This is a genomic window from Parabacteroides sp. KHUB-03 (assembly GCF_056640975.1).
On the sequence record NZ_CM153257.1, the window covers coordinates 3499968 to 3519682 of the forward strand.

The 19715-nt window shown below is 42.9% G+C and carries 13 protein-coding genes; 11 read left to right on the plus strand and 2 right to left on the minus strand.

Annotated elements, in window-relative coordinates:
• Nucleotides 1-145 precede the first annotated feature (145 nt).
• The 8 genes from ACYIB7_RS14950 to ACYIB7_RS14985 all read left to right on the plus strand — a co-directional run bounded on the left by ACYIB7_RS14950 (nucleotide 146) and on the right by ACYIB7_RS14985 (nucleotide 12659).
• On the plus strand, nucleotides 146-3385 hold the full coding sequence (locus ACYIB7_RS14950) for a TonB-dependent receptor (protein WP_103983666.1): 3240 nt from the start codon (nucleotides 146-148) through the stop codon (nucleotides 3383-3385).
• A gap of 20 nt (nucleotides 3386-3405) precedes the next feature.
• Nucleotides 3406-5019, plus strand: coding sequence for a RagB/SusD family nutrient uptake outer membrane protein (locus ACYIB7_RS14955; RefSeq protein WP_480337634.1), 1614 nt, complete (start codon nucleotides 3406-3408; stop codon nucleotides 5017-5019).
• Between the two features lie 31 nt (nucleotides 5020-5050).
• Nucleotides 5051-6598, plus strand: coding sequence for a sulfatase family protein (locus tag ACYIB7_RS14960; protein ID WP_103983668.1), 1548 nt, complete (start codon nucleotides 5051-5053; stop codon nucleotides 6596-6598).
• A gap of 114 nt (nucleotides 6599-6712) precedes the next feature.
• Entirely contained in the window at nucleotides 6713-8758 is a 2046-nt protein-coding gene (locus ACYIB7_RS14965) for a beta-L-arabinofuranosidase domain-containing protein (RefSeq protein ID WP_480337636.1), read from the plus strand.
• A 313-nt stretch (nucleotides 8759-9071) separates the two neighbouring features.
• Nucleotides 9072-9782, plus strand: a complete 711-nt coding sequence (locus ACYIB7_RS14970) for a tRNA threonylcarbamoyladenosine dehydratase (protein WP_103983670.1) — start codon at nucleotides 9072-9074, stop codon at nucleotides 9780-9782.
• Between the two features lie 32 nt (nucleotides 9783-9814).
• Entirely contained in the window at nucleotides 9815-10468 is a 654-nt protein-coding gene (locus ACYIB7_RS14975; protein ID WP_103983671.1) for an ABC transporter ATP-binding protein, read from the plus strand.
• Nucleotides 10469-10489: 21 nt separating this feature from the next.
• The gene (locus tag ACYIB7_RS14980) at nucleotides 10490-11860 is read left to right on the plus strand and encodes a sodium-dependent transporter (protein WP_099464698.1); all 1371 of its coding nucleotides are present in this window, start codon (nucleotides 10490-10492) and stop codon (nucleotides 11858-11860) included.
• Between the two features lie 76 nt (nucleotides 11861-11936).
• Nucleotides 11937-12659, plus strand: a complete 723-nt coding sequence (locus ACYIB7_RS14985; protein WP_103983672.1) for a ComEA family DNA-binding protein — start codon at nucleotides 11937-11939, stop codon at nucleotides 12657-12659.
• Between the two features lie 26 nt (nucleotides 12660-12685).
• On the opposite strand, the gene ACYIB7_RS14990 is transcribed toward ACYIB7_RS14985, so the two are convergent.
• Nucleotides 12686-15013, minus strand: a complete 2328-nt coding sequence (locus ACYIB7_RS14990) for a carboxypeptidase-like regulatory domain-containing protein (RefSeq protein ID WP_480337639.1) — start codon at nucleotides 15011-15013, stop codon at nucleotides 12686-12688.
• Between the two features lie 208 nt (nucleotides 15014-15221).
• Here ACYIB7_RS14990 and ACYIB7_RS14995 point away from each other — a divergent pair, with 208 nt between their 5' ends.
• On the plus strand, nucleotides 15222-16622 hold the full coding sequence (locus ACYIB7_RS14995) for an alanine/glycine:cation symporter family protein (RefSeq protein ID WP_480337640.1): 1401 nt from the start codon (nucleotides 15222-15224) through the stop codon (nucleotides 16620-16622).
• A gap of 6 nt (nucleotides 16623-16628) precedes the next feature.
• On the opposite strand, the gene ACYIB7_RS15000 is transcribed toward ACYIB7_RS14995, so the two are convergent.
• Complete coding sequence (locus tag ACYIB7_RS15000) at nucleotides 16629-17849, minus strand: M16 family metallopeptidase (protein WP_480337642.1); 1221 nt, start codon at nucleotides 17847-17849, stop codon at nucleotides 16629-16631.
• A 269-nt stretch (nucleotides 17850-18118) separates the two neighbouring features.
• Between ACYIB7_RS15000 and ACYIB7_RS15005 the strand changes: the two genes are divergently transcribed.
• Complete coding sequence (locus ACYIB7_RS15005) at nucleotides 18119-18730, plus strand: SIS domain-containing protein (RefSeq protein WP_103983676.1); 612 nt, start codon at nucleotides 18119-18121, stop codon at nucleotides 18728-18730.
• A 6-nt stretch (nucleotides 18731-18736) separates the two neighbouring features.
• Nucleotides 18737-19666: a carbohydrate kinase family protein gene (locus ACYIB7_RS15010; RefSeq protein WP_103983677.1), complete on the plus strand. Its 930-nt coding sequence runs from the start codon at nucleotides 18737-18739 to the stop codon at nucleotides 19664-19666.
• The last annotated feature ends 49 nt before the right edge of the window (nucleotides 19667-19715 follow it).

Genomic DNA, 19715 nt, shown 5'->3' on the forward strand with positions numbered 1-19715 from the left:
ACACACCCCGCGTCAAAGTCAGCACCCTAATGAATTATTACGAAAATTACAAGTGCTAACATCATTAGAAAACAAAAGTATGAAAAAAAATTGGAATAAGAGATTCTTGTGCCCTGAAAAAACACAACACAAAACAATTAGAAGGATGAGGTTAACTTTAATATCGCTATTTATGTTTACCGCCGGCATGTTTGCATCCGTCAATTCCCAAACGATGCGAGTCAACATACAAGTGCGAAACGTAGACACCCGGAAAGTTCTGGAAGAAATAGAAAAGCAAACGGATTATCTGTTTATCTATAACAGTAAAGAAGTGGATCTGCACCGTAAAACCTCTGTTACGGCATCCAACCGCACAGTTACAGAAGTTCTGTCGGATATTTTCGACAAAACAGATGTCGTATATGCAATGGAAGGAAACAATATTATGTTAATGCGCCGTGAAGCGTCGGTTGCACAACAGTCTCAAAGGACAATTACAGGAACAATAATAGATGATCGCGGAGAGACGGTTATTGGAGCTAATGTAATTATTAAAGGCACCGATCACGGAACGATTACGGATCTTGACGGGAAATTTACTCTGGAAGTCCCAAACTCAGGAAGCATATTACAAATTTCCTATATTGGTTATCTAACGCAAGAAGTTGCCATTAATAATCAAAACAGCTATAACATTCAGCTAAAAAGCGACAACCAGGTATTGGACGAAGTTGTAGTAGTTGGTTACGGTACACAGAAAAAAGGCGAATTGACCTCCTCCATTGCCAGTATTAAAAGCGAATCGTTCGTTAAAGGAGCCGTACAGGATGCCGCCCAGTTATTACAAGGTAAAGTAGCCGGACTGGGAGTAGTATTACCCAATGGAGATCCAACTGCTTCCACACAAATTATGTTACGTGGTGTAGGAACTTTGAGGTCCAGCACTTCACCTCTTGTTATTATTGATGGTGTTCCCGGTGATCTTACTACAGTTGCCACCGAAGACATAGAAAGTATCGATGTGGTAAAAGATGGTTCGGCAGCAGCTATCTACGGTACGCGTGGTAACAATGGCGTTATCTTTATCACTACAAAAAAAGCCAAGGGAGAAACCCCTCTATCTATAGATATACAAGCCTATGTTACGACCCAGCAAGTAAAGAAAAAGCTGAATATGATGAGTGCCGGCGAATATCGCGAACTTGTAAGTCAGGGCGTTGCAGGGGCCAACGACTTTGGATATGATACCGATTGGCTGGACGAAATTACACGTACTCCTGTATCCTGGGTTACAAATGCCAGCTTAAAAGGTGGTACGCGAAATACCAATTATATTGCGAATATTAATTATAAGTCGGCACAAGGTATTATAAAAGAATCGAACAACGATGTATTAACTTCACGTCTGGAAGTTAACCACAGCATGTGGGATGGCTTATTGAAGTTCAACTTAAACATCATGGGACGTGAACAGAAGTACCGTATGTTGGGAGAAAAAGATAATGCAGAAAACGGTACTTATAAGTCCAGTTTCAAAGGTGAAATATATCGGAATGCTTTAATCAACAATCCGACAGAACGTCCAAAAGATGACAACGGTAATTGGATTGAACATACCGAAATACATGAATATGCCAATCCTCTTGCTCTTATAGAAGAAAGTAGCGGCGAAGCGAAAAACACGCAATTGCGGACATTCGGAACAGTAACACTTACTCCTATCCGTCAATGGTTCATCAGGGTATTAGGCTCCCGTACATCATTCAATGAAACCCAGGGTTACGCAGAAACAAAGAAACATCTTTCCACGATCAGAGACAGCAAAAATGGTTATGCTTCAAAGAAAAGTATTTACAAAAGAGAGAATTTACTTGAAGTGACCTCCCAATACAAAGAACAATTCGGACTACACGATGTAACAGGATTAGTTGGTTATTCATACCAGAATGACATATTTGAAAGGTCTGCCATGACTAACTGGGATTTTCCATCTGATCAATATACTTATAATGATATGGGCTCCGGTGCCGCTTTGAAGAGAGGTGAAGCGACACAACTTACTCAAAAACAAGAAAGCACGCTTATCGGATTCTTTGCCCGCGTAAATTATAATTTTGATAATAAATATCTATTATCTGCAAGCATCCGCCACGAAGGCTCTTCCAAGTTCGGTGCAGACCATAAATGGGGTAATTTCCCTGCTTTCTCTGCAGGTTGGAATCTATTCAATGAAGGATTCATGGAAAGCACAAAGAATATATTAAGCACATTAAAGTTACGTGCCGGATTCGGTGTTACCGGAACAATCCCTACCGAACCTTATTTATCATTAAGCAAATTGGCAACAGGTGATAATTTTTATACAGCAGACGGATGGATACCGACTATCAAACCATCCTCCAACTCAAATCCCGATCTCCGTTGGGAAAAGAAAGAAGAATGGAACGTAGGTATCGATTTCGGTTTCCTGGAAGAACGTATCAGTGGTAGCATCGATTTATATCAGCGTAAAACAAAAGATATGTTATGGCAATACCAGGTTGCCCAACCTCCTTATTTATACGAAAACATCATCGCAAATGCAGGAACAATGGAAAACAAAGGGCTTGAGATCAGCCTGAATTTCATTCCTGTACAAACAAAAGAATTTACATGGGGAAGCACTATCAATTATTCTACCAATAAGAACAAATTGTTGTCTCTTTCCAATGATCGTTTTCAATTAAAATCAGGTTTTCTGGATGAAGGGAATACCGGCGAACCAATCCAACAGAGTACCCATCGTTTGTATGTTGGCGGAGGAGTTGGAGATTTTTACGGATTCAAAGTAGTAGATATTGATGAAGACGGACGCTGGGTTATTGAAGATAAAGACGGTAATCCTAAACCTATATTGGAACAGCAACCTGATGATAAAAAAGTTATTGGGAATGGTTTACCCAAACATTTTTTGAGTTGGATAAATAACTTCAGTTACAAAGGTTTTAATCTGTCTGTCAATATGCGCGGCGCTTTTGGGTTTGATATATTGAATATGCCTAAATTATTTTATGACAGCCCTATATTCCTGGCAAGAGGCAATCTGCTAAATACGGCTTTCGGACCTAAACTGAACGGCAAAAAGTTAAGTAGCCAGCAAGAGTTACAATATGTAAGTTATTATATAGAGAAAGGAGACTATTGGAAAATCGATAACATAACATTAGGCTATACATTCAATCTAAAAAATAATTATCTAAAGAGAGTAAATCTTTATTTCTCAGGAAGCAATCTGTTTACAATAACCGGTTACAGCGGTGTAGATCCGGAGGTAAACGCCAGTGGCCTGAATCCGGGATGCGATACCCGTGAACGTTATCCGTCCACACGCTCGTTTACTCTTGGAACTATACTGACATTCTAATCTACTAAAACTAGAAAATCATGAATAAATTCAATATACATCTATTGGCATTCGGTGCAACAGCACTCCTTATGACTTCTGCTTGCACAAACCTCGATGAAAAGGTATATTCTTCCATCACAGAAAGCTCTTATAACTATACTCTTGGTGACGCAACAAAAGCCGTTGGTTCCATATATGCAAACTTAAGAGGCTACTACGGCGCAGGAAACCGGACACAAGAAATTTCTTCGGATGAAATAATAATGCCTGCAAATATGATTGGCGGATGGGACGATGGCGGTGTATACCGGCGTATGCACCTCCACATGTGGAATTCGGAGCAAACGCTTATTCTCGATTTGTGGAAAAATCAATATACGGGAGTAATTTTGGCAAACCGGGTTTTAAGTCAGCTTAATAATAAAGAATTTCCACTTGCAGCGAACGAGAATGAAAAGCGATTGATAGCAGAGGTACGTGTTTTGCGCGCTTTCCACTACTGGATTATTATGGATAATTGGAATAACGCGCCGTTAATGACAGAACCATCAAACGATCTGCCTTCCAATTCCACCAGACAAGAGATGTTTGACTTTGTAACATCCGAAATCAAGGCCGTAATTGAAGATCTGCCCACAGACAAAACAAACGATACATACGGGCGATTCACCAAATGGGCAGCGCATGCACTACTTGCTAATGTTTATCTGAATGCAGAAGTATATGTAGGTACTCCTATGTGGGATAAATGTATAGAAGAATGTAATGCCGTTCTTAATTCGGGTAAATACCAACTGGATGCAGATTACAAGACTCCATTTTCTACACATAACGAAAACTCTTTGGAAAACATTCTGGTGGTTCCGTATGATGAAATTTATGCTAATGGATTCCAATATTATCGCGATGCACTGCATAAAGCAAATAAAGATACTTACAATCTGGAAGCTACGCCTAGCGGAACCGGCTCTTATAAAGGAGTGCCTCAATTTATCGATACGTATGACCCGGACGATGCAAGATTGAATGCAACGTGGTTATCTGGTCCTCAATTTAAAGCGAACGGAGATCCTTGTGTTGGATTTACGGATATGAACAACAAACCGCTGGTATATGAGAACAAAATGCCAAACGGCGTAAACGTTGGTGAAGGCGAAGGCGTAAGATGGCTCAAATACGAAATAGTGCAAGGTGCACGTGCCGGTTTGAACAATGATTTTGTTATTTTCCGCTTGGCACAGGTATACATGATGAAAGCCGAGTCTTTACTGCGGACAGGTAAGGCGGACGAAGCAGCCCAACTGGTTAGTACAGTCAGAGCACGGGCTTTTAAAGATCATCCTGAAAAGGCGAATGTTACCGGTGCACAACTTCAAGAACCATCTTCCTACAAATATGGAACAGTTACTAATTATACGCTTACTCCGCAGAATACGCGTATGCCCGAACAATTCGGACGCTTTTACGATGAATTAGGCTGGGAGTTTGCCGGAGAATTCACAAGAAGACGCGACATGATCCGTTTTGGTACGTACACTAAAGCAAAATGGTTATCGCATGAAAGCAGCAGTGATTATCGTTCCGTATTCCCAATACCCCAGCGTGTTTTGGATTCCAACAGCAAGTTAAGCCAGAATCCTAATTACGAATAATGTATTTTCAACGAATTAATAATTATATAATATGAAGATATTCAATTGTAGTGTTTTGGGAGTTGGTTTTTTATTATCCGGCATTACCCTGTCGGCACAAGAACAATCCCGCCCCAACCTGATCTACGTATTCGCAGATCAATTACGGGCAGATGTGCTGGGGTATGCCGGAGATGCCAAAGCCATTACACCTAATATCGACGGTTTTGCCAGGCAAGCCGTCAATTTCGAAAATGCTGTTTCGGTAACTCCGGTAAGCGCCCCTTACCGCTCATGTCTTTTCACGGGGAAATATACAAGCTCGACAGGCATGGTAATAAATGAAATCAACATGAATCCGAACCATCGTACAATAGCCCACGTATTAAACGATGCCGGATATAATCTGGGGTATATCGGCAAAATGCACCTGAACGACCAGCATCGCCGAAGCTACGAACGTGGCCCCGAACGCATGGGATTCGACGGATACTGGGCTGCCTATTCATTTAACCACGACAGTTATAAATCGTATTACTACACGGATGATGAAAACGGAGAACAGGTAAAAGTGGACTTAACCGGGCAATACGGCCCGGATGTCTTTACAGGATTAGCCGTAGATTACATTAAAAAAGAAGCGAATAAAGACAAACCGTTTGCCTTGTTCCTCTCATGGAATCCAACGCATGACCCATGGACAAAAGAGAATGTCCAAAAAGATTGTTATGAGAAGTTTAAAAACACCAGCTTTGAACTTCCGGACAATTTCAACAACGTTCCGGACAAATATATGGACCGTGTTCCTCAGGAATTCTTTGACGGCGATTCCGCCTGGAAAGAAAGCTTCATTAAAGAAGGGGGCTATCAGGAAACCATGCGTTGCTACTACTCTATGGTTAATTCAATCGATGAAGAATTCGGACGCATATTATCGGCTATAGACGACATGGGGATTGCCGACAACACGATTGTTGTCTTTACCTCCGACCACGGAGAAATGTTCGCATCGCAAGGCAAGATGTACAAACTGACGTTTTACGATGAAGCCGCACGCATCCCTTTCCTGATCCGTTATCCCAAATTAGGAACCAAAGGGAAAAGCGATGCCTGCCTGAATACACCGGATATTACTCCCACCCTTTTAGGATTAATGGGATTGGATAAACAGATTCCACAGGAAATGGAAGGCAAAGACCTGAGTTTTATTCTTCGCCATGAAAAAGGGGAAGAACCTCCATTCGCTTTCATGCAGGGAATGGGACATACTTATCAATGGAAAGACGGCTTTGAGTGGCGTGCCGTTCGCGACAAGCGCTATACTTATGCCAAATATCTGGTAGACGGCTCGGAACTGCTGTTCGACAGAGAAAAAGATCCTCATATGAAACAGAACGTTATCGATAAGAAAGAATATGCCGGTGTCTTGAATAAATTAAGAACCGGAATGAGCGGCAAGATGAAAGAACTTAACGACGAGTTCAAGCCCTGTACCTGGTATCGCGACCATTGGATGTACAAAAACTACAGCATCAAGGCGGCCGCACATGGCGAGTTTGGCCCGCTACCTCCAATTGAACCCCGCCGTACTCAGGATTGACAAACAGATCGGGTACGGTCGATTATTTATCCGCAATAACACTTTTCAGAAATAAATACCTATTTTTGGGAAGTGTTATTAAATTCTTTATAATTCTCTAATTAAATCACGACCATGAAACACGTAGCAATGGCCGCACTGGCGGCTTTCATTACGGCTGCTCCGCTGTCTGCAAACACGGAAGCCGGAAGAAATGAAAGTATCAATCTGAATTATCAAAACAATCGTTATCCTTTAGTTACAAAGCCCTATATGGAGCTTCCCATCGGAACAATCAAACCGTCCGGATGGCTGAACGAACAACTAAAGCGCATGGCCGATGGCATGACCGGCAACCTCGACCAGATATACGAGAAAGTCATGGGACAACGCAACGGCTGGCTCGGAGGTGACGGCGACGTCTGGGAACGCGGGCCGTACTGGATAGACGGTCTTCTTCCGTTAGCCTACATCATGAACGACCAGAAGTTGATCGAAAAGGTTAAGCCCTGGATCGAATGGACGCTAGCCTCACAAAAAGAGAACGGCTATTTCGGCCCCGATACCGACCGCCCTTACGAACCCGGTCTGCAACGCGACAACGCCCACGACTGGTGGCCCAAGATGGTGGTGCTGAAAATCATGCAGCAATATTATTCGGCAACCGGCGACCAGCGCGTCATCCCATTCCTCACAAACTATTTCAAATACCAGCTTAATGAGTTGCCAACCTCTCCCCTGGGCAAATGGACTTTCTGGGGAGAACAACGCGGAGGCGATAACCTGATGATTGTATATTGGCTTTACAACATCACCGGAGATAAATTCCTGCTCGATCTGGGTGAACTGATCCACAAACAGACGTTTGACTGGACTAAGATTTTCCTTGAGAAAGATTATCTCGCCCGCCAGCACAGCCTGCACTGTGTAAATCTGGGACAAGGATTCAAAGAACCCGTTATCTACTATCAGCAAAGCGGAGACAAAAAACAACTGGAAGCCGTAAAAACCGCCTGCAACACGATCCGCAACACGATAGGCCTGCCTACCGGATTATGGGGAGGCGACGAATTATTACGGTTTGGCAGCCCTACAACCGGATCCGAACTCTGTACAGCCGTCGAAATGATGCTTTCTTTGGAAAAAATGCTGGAAATAACCGGCGACGTGCAATGGGCCGATCATCTGGAACGCGTAGCTTACAACGCCCTGCCAACACAGGTTACGGACAATTACGATGCCCGCCAGTATTACCAGCAGACAAATCAGGTAACCGTTTCACGGGAATGGCGCAACTTCGTAACTCCACACGAAGATACGGACATTCTTTTCGGAACACTTACAGGTTATCCTTGTTGCACGTCCAATCTTCATCAGGGCTGGCCTAAGCTGGTGCAAAACCTCTGGTATGCCACGGCAGACAACGGAATAGCCGCCCTGGTTTACGCGCCGTCTGTGGTAACAGCCAAAGTAGCAGACAACGTTACGGTAAAGATTGACGAAAAAACAAACTACCCGTTTGACGAACAAGTCCTATTCGACATCCATTTCCCGGAGAAGACAAAAGAGGCATTCTTCCCGATCCATTTGCGCATCCCGGCCTGGTGCCAGAACCCGGTGATCATGCTTAACGGACAAACATTGGAATGCGAAGCTTTTGCCGGCGAAATTACACGCATCAACCGCAAGTGGAAGAACGGCGATCAATTAAGCATCCAATTCCCAATGCAGGTAGAATCCGAACAATGGTACGACGGTGCTGCCGTAATTAAACGCGGGCCGTTACTCTATGCACTGAAGATGGACGAGAAATGGGAGAAGAAAAACTTTGAACCCGAGAAGGCTGCAATTTATGGCCCGTGGTATTATGAAGTAACTTCAGACAGCCCGTGGAACTATGCTTTGTCACACAAAGACCTGCGCCCCGAATCTATCGGAAAATCTTTCATTGTAGAAAAAAACACCTCTGTTTCAACTTATCCCTGGAACGTGGAAAACGCGCCTATTAAGATCAAGGCAAAAGGAAAACGGCTGAACGGATGGACACTATCCCGTGGCTCGGCTGCAGACGTAGCCTATTACATCCAAATTGGCGAAGATACCGGCAAGGAAGAACCGATCGAATTGATTCCGTATGGCTGCACAACGCTTCGCATTACCGAATTTCCTATCCGGGATTAAGCCCGGATAGCTCCGTACCCCTACAAAAGTATGACCCACACGCTGGCGGAGCCTCTGTAGGGGTACAGAACTATTACCGGAGTACTGGCGAAGGTTTTGTAGCCCTACAAAATGATCACCGGCGTAGCTGCAATGGTTTCGTACCCCTACAAAATAGTTACCGGAGCGCCGGCAAACCTCTGTAGGGCTACAAAGGTTTGCCGGCGCTCCGGTGATAGTTTTGTACCACTCCGAAGCTCCTTCTTCGTTAAAATATAAAGAATCCAAAGCCAATTCCTTCTGTTTTATTACTTTTGTAATCAAAAAAAGATAAATGAGTTACAGTTGGAATACACGGACGGAACTTTTGCTGGGAGCAGACCGCATGGAATATCTTGCCAAAGCGCATGTATTGGTCGTTGGACTGGGCGGCGTAGGTGCTTATGCAGCAGAACAGATTTGCCGCTCCGGAATTGGCCACATGACAATTGTTGACGCCGATACGGTAAACGAAAGCAACCTCAACCGGCAACTTCCCGCACTTCATTCCACCCTGGGGAAACCCAAAGCAGAAGTAATGGCCAGCCGTCTGACGGACATAAATCCCAGGCTAAAGCTGACGGTAATTAACGAATTCCTTCGCGACGAACGGACAGAAGAAGTGCTATCGGCAAAATTCGACTTCATTGTCGATGCAATCGACTCACTCAGCCCCAAAGTATTCCTCATTTATCACGCCTGCCAGCGGGGCATTCCTATTATTTCCTCTATGGGAGCCGGAGCCAAAGCAGATCCGTCGCAAGTCAAGATCGACGATATATCGAAAACATGCAGCTGTGCCCTTGCCAAAGCCGTCAGGAAACGGCTCCGCGGAATGGGCATCAATCGCGGCGTACCGGTTGTCTTCTCAACCGAAATGGCCAATCCGGATGCCATCATAGAAATAGACAACGAACAATGCAAGCGATCAACCACCGGCACGGTATCCTATATGCCAGCCCTGTTTGGTTGTTATCTGGCCTCCTACGTAATACGCAATATTTAATCGTCAATTATTATTTTCAACTGCCAATCGATATGATTCAAACCCAAGGAATAACGAAAAGCTTCGGCACCCTTCAAGTACTGAAAGGCATCGACCTCACGATAGAAAAAAGTGAAATAGTAGCCATCATCGGTCCCAGTGGAGCCGGAAAAACGACACTTCTTCAAATCATCGGAACCCTGGACTCTCCGGACAGTGGACGCTTAATCATCAACGGAACAGAAACCGGGCGGCTCAAAGACAAAGAGCTGGCTGCTTTCCGCAACAAAAATATTGGTTTCGTATTTCAGTTCCACCAGCTTTTACCTGAGTTTACAGCACTGGAAAACGTAATGATTCCGGCATTAATAGCCAAAGAAAAACCGGGAGTTGCAGAAAAGAGAGCGAAAGAAATGCTCGATTTCCTGAAGCTGTCCGACCGCATGGGCCACAAACCGGCCGAACTTTCCGGCGGAGAGAAGCAACGGGTAGCCGTAGCACGCGCCTTGATCAACAATCCGGCAGTTATCCTTGCCGATGAACCGTCCGGCAGCCTGGACACGAAGAACAAAGAAGAACTGCATGCGCTCTTTTTTGAATTGCGGGAGCAGATGAAACAAACATTCGTCATCGTAACCCACGACGAACAATTAGCATCGAACGTAGACCGGGTTATACACATCAAAGACGGCGTGGTATTAGAATAAACCAAATCAAGTATTTTTTATATGACACAAAATAACAGAGTAACATTCGGAAGCAAGATAGGAGTAATACTAGCCACCGTAGGTTGTGCCGTAGGGCTAGGCAGTATCTGGCGTTTCCCATATATGGTAGGAGCAAACGGAGGAGGTGCATTCCTGCTGGTATTTATTATCTGCACCGTTTTGTTCGGGCTTCCGATCATGATTACGGAGTTCTTTATAGGCCGCCACTCACGCAGCAATGCAGCCGGAGCATTTAAGAAACTGGCACCCGGTACGAAGTGGAGTCTGATTGGTTACAACGGTGTATTGGCCGCCTTTCTTATTCTCGGATTCTATTCGGTTGTTTCCGGCTGGACGCTGGAATATATATGGCAGGCTATATCCGGTTCACTGGCCGGCAAATCGGCATCCGAATTTACTGCCGATTTCGAAACCTTTTCAAGTAGCGCCTTACGACCTATCGGCTGGACACTGATATTCGTGGCACTGACCCATTTCATCATTATCTCGGGTGTAGAAAAAGGAATCGAACGGGCATCCAAAATAATGATGCCGGCATTGTTCCTGATATTACTCATCTTATGTGTACGCTCTATTACTCTGGACGGAGCGTCCGAAGGGCTTTCGTTCTTGTTTAAACCGGATTTCGATAAAATTACATCATCGGTTATCTTAAGTGCAATGGGGCAAACATTCTTTGCGATGAGTATAGGCATGGGATGTCTTATCACTTATTCTTCTTATTTTTCGAGCGATACGAAACTACAGCTGACAGCCATACAAGTTATTGCTCTAAACACATTGGTAGCGTTGCTTGCAGGGATCATGATATTTCCGGCGGTATTCAGTTTCGGTATTGAACCGACTGCCGGGCCAGAACTGGTATTTATCACCCTCCCGAACGTATTCGAGCAACTGCCTTTCGGCAATATCTGGTCGCTGATCTTTTTTATCCTTCTGGCACTGGCGGCACTTACATCCACAATATCTTTACATGAAGTAGCCACAGCCTACGTACACGAAGAATATCATATGACAAGAAAAAAAGCAGCCTGGTTTGTCTCCGCAGGCGTATCTGTTATTGCTATCCTCTGTTCCCTCTCTTTCGGCATGCTGAAGGAGTTTACCATAGGTGGCCTGACCATCTTCAATGCATTGGACTATCTCACGGCCAAGATCATGATGCCGCTGGGAGGCATGTTCATCTGCATATTTGTAGGGGTGCGCATTGATAAAAAAGTATTGAAAGCAGAACTGACGAATAAAGGGACTGTCAAGTTTTACCTGTTCAACACATACGCCTTTTTCATAAAGTACATTGCCCCGGTTGCAATCGGTATCATCTTTGTAAATGAGCTAGGCCTTATCAAATGGATCACCCGCCTTTTCTAAAATAAAAAACAGGAGTTACTTGCCTATCAAAAGGTAACTCCTATCTTTACAATACATATTATTAAAACCTGGAACTATGAACTGGCGTGATTTATTTTATTTCTCGAAAGGAGAAAGGAGAGCATTAACCGTATTACTTATATTGATCTCTCTTTCGTGGCTCGCTTTACAATTCAAAGAAAATAAACAAGAGGCCGATTTGCCTAAGGCAACGGCTTCATTTAACAATACGGCCGTTCCATCCGAAGCAACCCGTACCAACAATCCGCAAAGCAAGAATCCATCATCCGGTTTCCAAAGTTCCAAACATTCCTTTCGGAAGAAATCCGGATTCCTTCGGGGAGAAAATAAAATTCCATCCGAAAGAAAGTCTTTTTATACCCGGAAATTCCCTGAAGGGACAATCGTAGAATTGAACTCTGCCGACACCACCATCTTAAAGAAAGTTCCGGGTATTGGAAGCACCTTTGCACGGCGCATCATCAAGTACCGGAACTTATTAGGCGGATTTTACTCTGTTACACAGCTTAGCGAAGTCTATGGAATAGACGAAGAACGATATGAAGCAATGAAATCGTGGTTTACGGTAGATGTGTCATTGATCCGCCAGCTTCATGTTAACATAATGTCATCGAAAAAGCTAAGCAAACATCCTTATATCAGTTACCGGCAAGCTCGCTGCATCGAACAACTGGTAAAGCAAAAAGGCAGACTTTCCGGATGGGAAAACCTGCAGTTACTTGAAGAGTTTACAAAGACAGACAAGGAACATTTAGTCCCTTACCTGTCCTTTGATTAAAAAAACAGCAAAGTGTATGAGTATTTTTATTTTCCTGTACTCATAACGCCCGAATCATTATCGGAGTTATTAAGTTTCTTCTGTCCGGCACTGTATTTGCGTCCGAAAGAGAAATTATAAGAAACAGTTGCTACAAACAAGCGTGAACTTTCCTTTATATACATCGACCGTTTATAAGAAGCATACTTGTTCCAATTCTCTGTTTCAACCTTATAATTATCCGTAAACGGGTTTATTACACGCATCCCTACATTTAAACCCTTATGGCGATAGCTCAACATAATACCTTGTATATTTTCTCCGCCGGTCAATGTCTCACCTTTAAACCAGTTCCAATTTGTGATCACCATATACCAAAGCGACCATTTCTTCCAGGTTACGGATGCATTAACGTCGCACCACCAATTCGTGTAACGATGTTTATAGGTATTTCCGTTACTTATATAATGATTCACACCACCATCAAAAGAAATCTGGAAAATATCTTTAACAGGGCCGAATTTTATATTGGCATTTGCAACCACACGTTGCCAATTCTTCTGGTTATCCCAGGTCTGGATAATCTTATTCCCTTCCTGATACTTTTCATCCATGATAGCATCAGGTTGATACTCATAAGCACCGGTAAAATTGGTATAAAACAAACCTTTGCGGAACTCATAATTCAATTCGGTATAATAACTCATATATGTTTTCAGATCCGGGTTACCGCGTTGTATCTGCAAAGAGTCAATCATCTGGTCAATAGCACTCAATTCGCCTAATGAAGGAGTCACATTCCTTATGGTTGCTTTAAGACGGACAGAAGATTCACCGGGAAGCGGACAGAAAAGAGTTAACCGGGGATTAACCGTATAGCGTTCATATTCTTCGTCCGAACCACGCTGATCATAATAAGAACGGCTTACTCCTACTCCCAAAGAATAATCCACTTTCTTTAATTTCCCTTTAAACTCGCCATACATAAAGGTTTCTGCCTGTACCATGTGAGTCTTATAATTATGTCCGTTGATATAAGCATTATCCGAATACGATTGCGTATGCCTCAACCCCCCGCTTATACGGTTGGCATTACCCAGTTTTTTCTCATAAATGGCTTCCCCGATCAATGAATATTTCCCACCATTAACCCTGTTATTAATATCCGTCAGCACTTCTTCATTGCGGCTCTCTTTATAAACACGGGCTGTTTTTGTCTTGTTATAGGTTCCAACCAGATTAAAAACCAGGGTCTGGTCATTCTTTAAATTCCGCTGATAATATAAATCCAAAGCCGGGGTTTTATAATCATTGTCATTACGGTCGATCATATCCACCTTATCATCCGGATTTTTCTTATTCATCAATACGCCTCTATAATCCCAATACGGCTGGTGCGTGGTATTATAGCGAAAAGCAGCATTAAACATATATTTTTCAGGTTCCTGGTAACTGTAATTCAGATTCAGATTATGCATGAACATACGGCCTCGCGAGGGTTCTCCAATTTCTACACGGTTTAATGATGTCCCGTCTGCCAAATGGAATTCTTCTTCATTATTACGTTTCAATCCGTAGAAATCGCGCGGACCGATACGATAGTAAGCACCCCATTCCGATTTTTTATGATTCACCTTGGCCGATGCATTATATTCTCCCCACATAGCATTCAATCCCTGTGCCATATCCACAGCAAAACTACCTCCAGTGTCCGGACGGCGCACAATATAATCCAATACAATATCGGCGTTTCCATAACGAAGCCCCGGATTATCATGATACTCTATACGGATAATATCAGAAGGAATCAAGGCCTTTATATCTTCCTGTTCAACCTTCACCCCGTTAATACGTAATTGAACCACCCCATTTCCCGGCATCTTAATCTGGTTGTTCAATACATCTACCTGAACACGCGGCAACATCATTTGTTGAAGCAGATCCATCCCATTAGAAGAAGCCTTCAACTGACGTTCGGAAGGAAAAACAATCTTGCGGTCCATGCGACTTGTCTGTCCGGATGCAGTAACTGTTACATTATCCAGAGACACAGTCGCGTCTCCCAGCAAAATATCGCCAAGTACAACGCTCTTAGAAAAACCATCCAACGTTATATATCCTGTATTATATCCAAGACTGGAAACGACTAATATATAATTGCCTGGCATTACTTTATCAAGCGAAAAATTCCCCTTTTCATTTGTAGTCGTGCCCTGAACAAAAACCGAGTCGCGCGTTTGCAATACTACATTGGCAAATTCCAATGTCTCATTGCTTTGGGCATTTTTCACTTGTCCTTTTATCATTAAATTTTGGGCAAAAACTTCTGTTACCATGCAGCAAAGCAGCACGATTACCATACTTATCCGTTTCATAATGCTATTGTGTTATTTTTTCTTCGCAGGATGGCCCGTCCCGTTTGTAATTTGTTTCTGTTGATAAGACGACACAACACCATTACTGGTTACATTTCAAAAGCAAAAAATCATAATAAAATTCAGAGATCATTCAGCAACATCCATATATATAGATTTTTATGTATGTTTGCATCAGATAAATTTATTATTTCGGAAGGCTACCTTTATGGATATATTAAACGGATGGATCAGTGGAATAAATGAAATTCTTTGGTCATACATATTAATCGTTATGTTATTGGGTTGTGCCGTATGGTTTACCCTGAAAACCCGTTTCGTACAATTCCGCATGATCGGGGAAATGATTCGTTTATTAGGAGATTCCGGTACCACGCATAATAAAGAAGAGAAACATATTTCTTCGTTTCAGGCATTTGCCGTATCACTGGCCAGCCGTGTAGGCACAGGCAACATGGCAGGCGTAGCAACTGCAATTGCAGTTGGCGGCCCGGGAGCCGTATTCTGGATGTGGCTGATTGCTTTGCTGGGTTCGTCAAGTGCGTTTGTAGAATCTACTTTGGCACAATTATATAAAAGAAAAGGGAAAGAATCGTTTATCGGCGGCCCGGCCTACTACATGCTGTACGGACTGAAACTGAGATGGATGGGAGTATTATTTGCCATATTGATTTCCATTACATTCGGCTTTGCCTTCAACTCGGTACAAAGCAATACCATTTGTGCCGCGTGGGAAGGGGCATTTGGCATAGACCACGTTCTGGTGGGAGTAATTATTACAGTATTCACCATACTTATTATATTCGGAGGCATACAACGGATTGCTAAAGTAAGCAGTATTGTTGTTCCGGTAATGGCGTTAGGATATATCGCCTTGGCATTAGGAATCGTCTTATTCAATATCACCCGGTTACCCGAGGTATTCGAAACCATCATTGCTAATGCTTTCGGTTGGGAACAAATGGCCGGAGGAGCTGTAGGGGCTGCACTTATGCAAGGTATCAAGCGAGGATTATTCAGTAATGAGGCTGGTATGGGATCGGCTCCCAACGTAGCAGCCACAGCAGATGTGTCGCACCCGGTAAAGCAAGGATTAATACAAGCCTTGGGCGTATTTACCGACACATTAATTATATGTACGTGCACAGCATTTATTATCCTGTTCAGCGGTGCACCGCTGGACGGTTCCATCAATGGCGTACAACTCACACAACATGCCCTGACAAACGAAGTTGGCAATATAGGCAGTATTTTCGTGGCTTTAGCAATTCTGCTTTTCGCTTTCAGCAGTATTATTGGTAACTATTATTACGGAGAAGCAAATATCCGTTTCATCACTTCAAGGAAAAGCATATTGTTTCTTTACCGTCTTCTGGTAGGCGGCATGGTCATGTTCGGAGCATTGGCAAGCTTGGATCTGGCATGGAGCCTGGCGGATGTTACAATGGGACTGATGACAATCTGTAATCTGATAGCCATCTCTTTACTCAGCAAACAAGCGTTTCTCTTACTAAAAGATTATCTTTTACAGAAAAAGAAAGGCATTAAAAACCCGGTATTTTCCAAATCCGATATACCGGAGCTCAAAGGGGAAATAGAATGCTGGTAAAAACCATTATTCATAAATAAGACTTGATAAATTATCGGGGGCAAAAATTTCATTTGCTACCTCCTGTATCTCTTCGGCTGTCAGTTTTTCTACCTTAGCGAACACTTCGGATAATGTATCATAACGATTATAATGAAGAAAGCTTTTCCCCAGACCTAAAAAAAGACCTTCACGATTGTCGCCCGACACACCTAATTGTCCAATAACCTGTTTCTTCGCAGCAGTCAATTGCGTTGCCGACAATTTCACATCACGTAATTTATCCAGTTCCTTATGCACAAGCCGGATCGCTTTTTCTTTATTTTTAGGATCGGTACCGAAGTAAATACTTGCCAGTCCGGTATCGGTATAAGAGGTGACATTAGACTCTACGTTATACACCAATCCGTTTTTTTCCCTGAGCGATACATTTAAACGGTTATTCATTCCCGGACCGCCCAATAAATTATTAAGGAGAAACAGCGGAATACGTTTCTCATCAAACATACTGTAAGCCCGGCCTCCAATCAGCACATGTGCCTGATGCGTATCTTTATGTATTTTTCTTTCACAGGGAAGAATAGGGCCAGGTGCTTTACGGACACGTTCAGCCATCGGAAATGAGATTCCCGTCAAGGCATTTTCAGCCATTTTCACGATCTTACTAAAAGAGATACGTCCCATAGAGAAAAACACCATGTTTTCGGGAGCATAAAAACGACGCATAAAAGAACGTCCTGATCCGGAGTCAAAGTTCAAAAGGGATTTTTCATCCCCTAATATATTATGCCCTAATGCGTGATCCTTAAAGAGCAGGTTTTCAAATTCATCAAATATCAATTCGGAGGGACTGTCTTCATACGAATTAATTTCGTCCAGAATCACATCCACCTCTTTTTCTATCTCTTGTTCCGGAAATTGAGAATAAAATATCAGGTCGATAAGTAATTCAAAAGCCCGCCGGTAATGTTCTTCCATAAAAACAGAATACACAAAAGTCTCTTCTTTTGTTGTATAAGCATTTAGCTCTCCGCCCACATTCTCCATCCGGTTCAGGATATGCCAGGCTTTCCTCTTCTTCGTTCCTTTAAACACCATGTGCTCCACGAAATGAGCCAAGCCAAATTCGTCTGCATTTTCATCACGCGTACCGGCATTAACCGCAAATCCGCAATAAGACACAGGAGAATCGACAGGAAGATGAACAATCCGAAGCCCGTTAGATAATATATGAGAAAAGTATTCCATTTCTACCTTTACTTAAATTACGCCGCAAAAGTACATATAATATATTGTTCTTTTACCATAACACAAAAGTATATCCATGTTTGCCTTTAACCCATTTATCATAAATAATTAAACGATCCCGATCGTTTTTCAAATTCATCCCGATGATTTTCTAAAATGATCGGGATGAAATTATAAGGTTCTTATTATGCGAGTATCACCAAAAGTAGGTACTTTTGCAAATCGGTATTAAAAAACAATCAGGCCGTTAAATATTACAAACGACAGTTATGACACACGAGAGCATCTCTTTATTATTGGAACAGGAAGCCCAGGCAGTACGTAATATTCCTATTTCTCCGGGTTATGAAGAAGCCGTATCACTCATTACACATCACGTACACGAGCTGGGAGGAAAGCTGATTACGAGCGGAATGGGCAAAGCCGGGCAAATCGCGATGAACATCGCTACAACTTTTAGCTCTACCGGCACTCCTGCATTCTTTCTGCATCCAAGCGAAGCCCAACACGGCGATCTGGGCATTGTCAGGGATAATGACATTATGTTGCTTATATCCAATTCCGGCAAAACACGTGAGTTAGTCGAATTAGTAGAATTGACACAAGGATTGGCTCCCGATATGAAATTTATCGTTATAACCAGCAACCCGGATAGTCCTTTAGCCAATGCGGCTACAGTCTGTTTGTTAACCGGTGCTCCTAAAGAAGTTTGTCCTTTAGGGCTTACGCCTACCACATCCACAACCGTAATGACCGTTATTGGAGATATTCTGGTAGTCAGCACGATGAAGCGTATTAACTTCAATAATAAAGACTACGCCAAACGGCATCATGGCGGCTATTTGGGATCAAAAAGCCGTGAACAAAGCAAAAATGAATAATACGCTATGAGAAAAGTAATTGGCATCGGAGAAACTATCCTCGATATCATATTCAAAGGAGACCAACCGCATACGGCCGTACCGGGAGGATCTGTATTTAACGGGCTGGTATCATTAGGGCGGATAGGCGTCCCGGTTTCTTTTATCAGCGAAATAGGAAATGACCGGGTCGGAGAAATCATACGGAAGTTTATGGAAAAGAACCATATCTCTACCGACTTTGTAGATTGTTTTCCTGATGGAAAAAGCCCTGTTTCTTTAGCTTTCCTGAATGATGAAAATAATGCCAATTATATCTTTTATAAAGATTATCCGGCACAACGGCTGGAAGTTGCATTACCCCGTATCAATGAAGACGATATATTCATATTCGGTTCTTACTATTCCCTTAATCCGGTATTAAGAAGCCGGATGATTGAATTTTTACAATACGCACGCGAAAGAAAGGCCATTATTTATTATGACCCGAATTTCCGCAAGGCGCATGCCCACGAAGCAATCCGCCTGACTCCAACCGTTCTTGAAAACCTTGAATATGCAGATATAGTACGCGGTTCGGATGAAGACTTTCTAAATCTGTTTGGCAAAACAGACATGCAAACCGTATATAAAGAACATATCAAATTCTATTGTAGCCGTTTTATTTCGACGCATGGCGAAAACGGGGTAAACCTATTCACCAATACGATGAATGAGCATTTTGATGCCCCTTCCATTCGTCCCGTAAGTACAATCGGAGCCGGCGATAATTTTAATGCAGGAATTATTTTCGGCCTGTTGCAACAAGATGTACGCCATACAGACCTGAATACGTTAAGTAAAGAAAAGTGGGAGAAGATCATACGCTGCGGTATGGATTTTGCATCGGAGGTATGTCAAAGCTATAACAATTACATATCCGAAGAATTTGCAGCCACTTATCCGAGACAGTCTTAAATAACATTAAGCCAGGCTACAAAAGATTCCGTTTTTATTATCTTTGTAA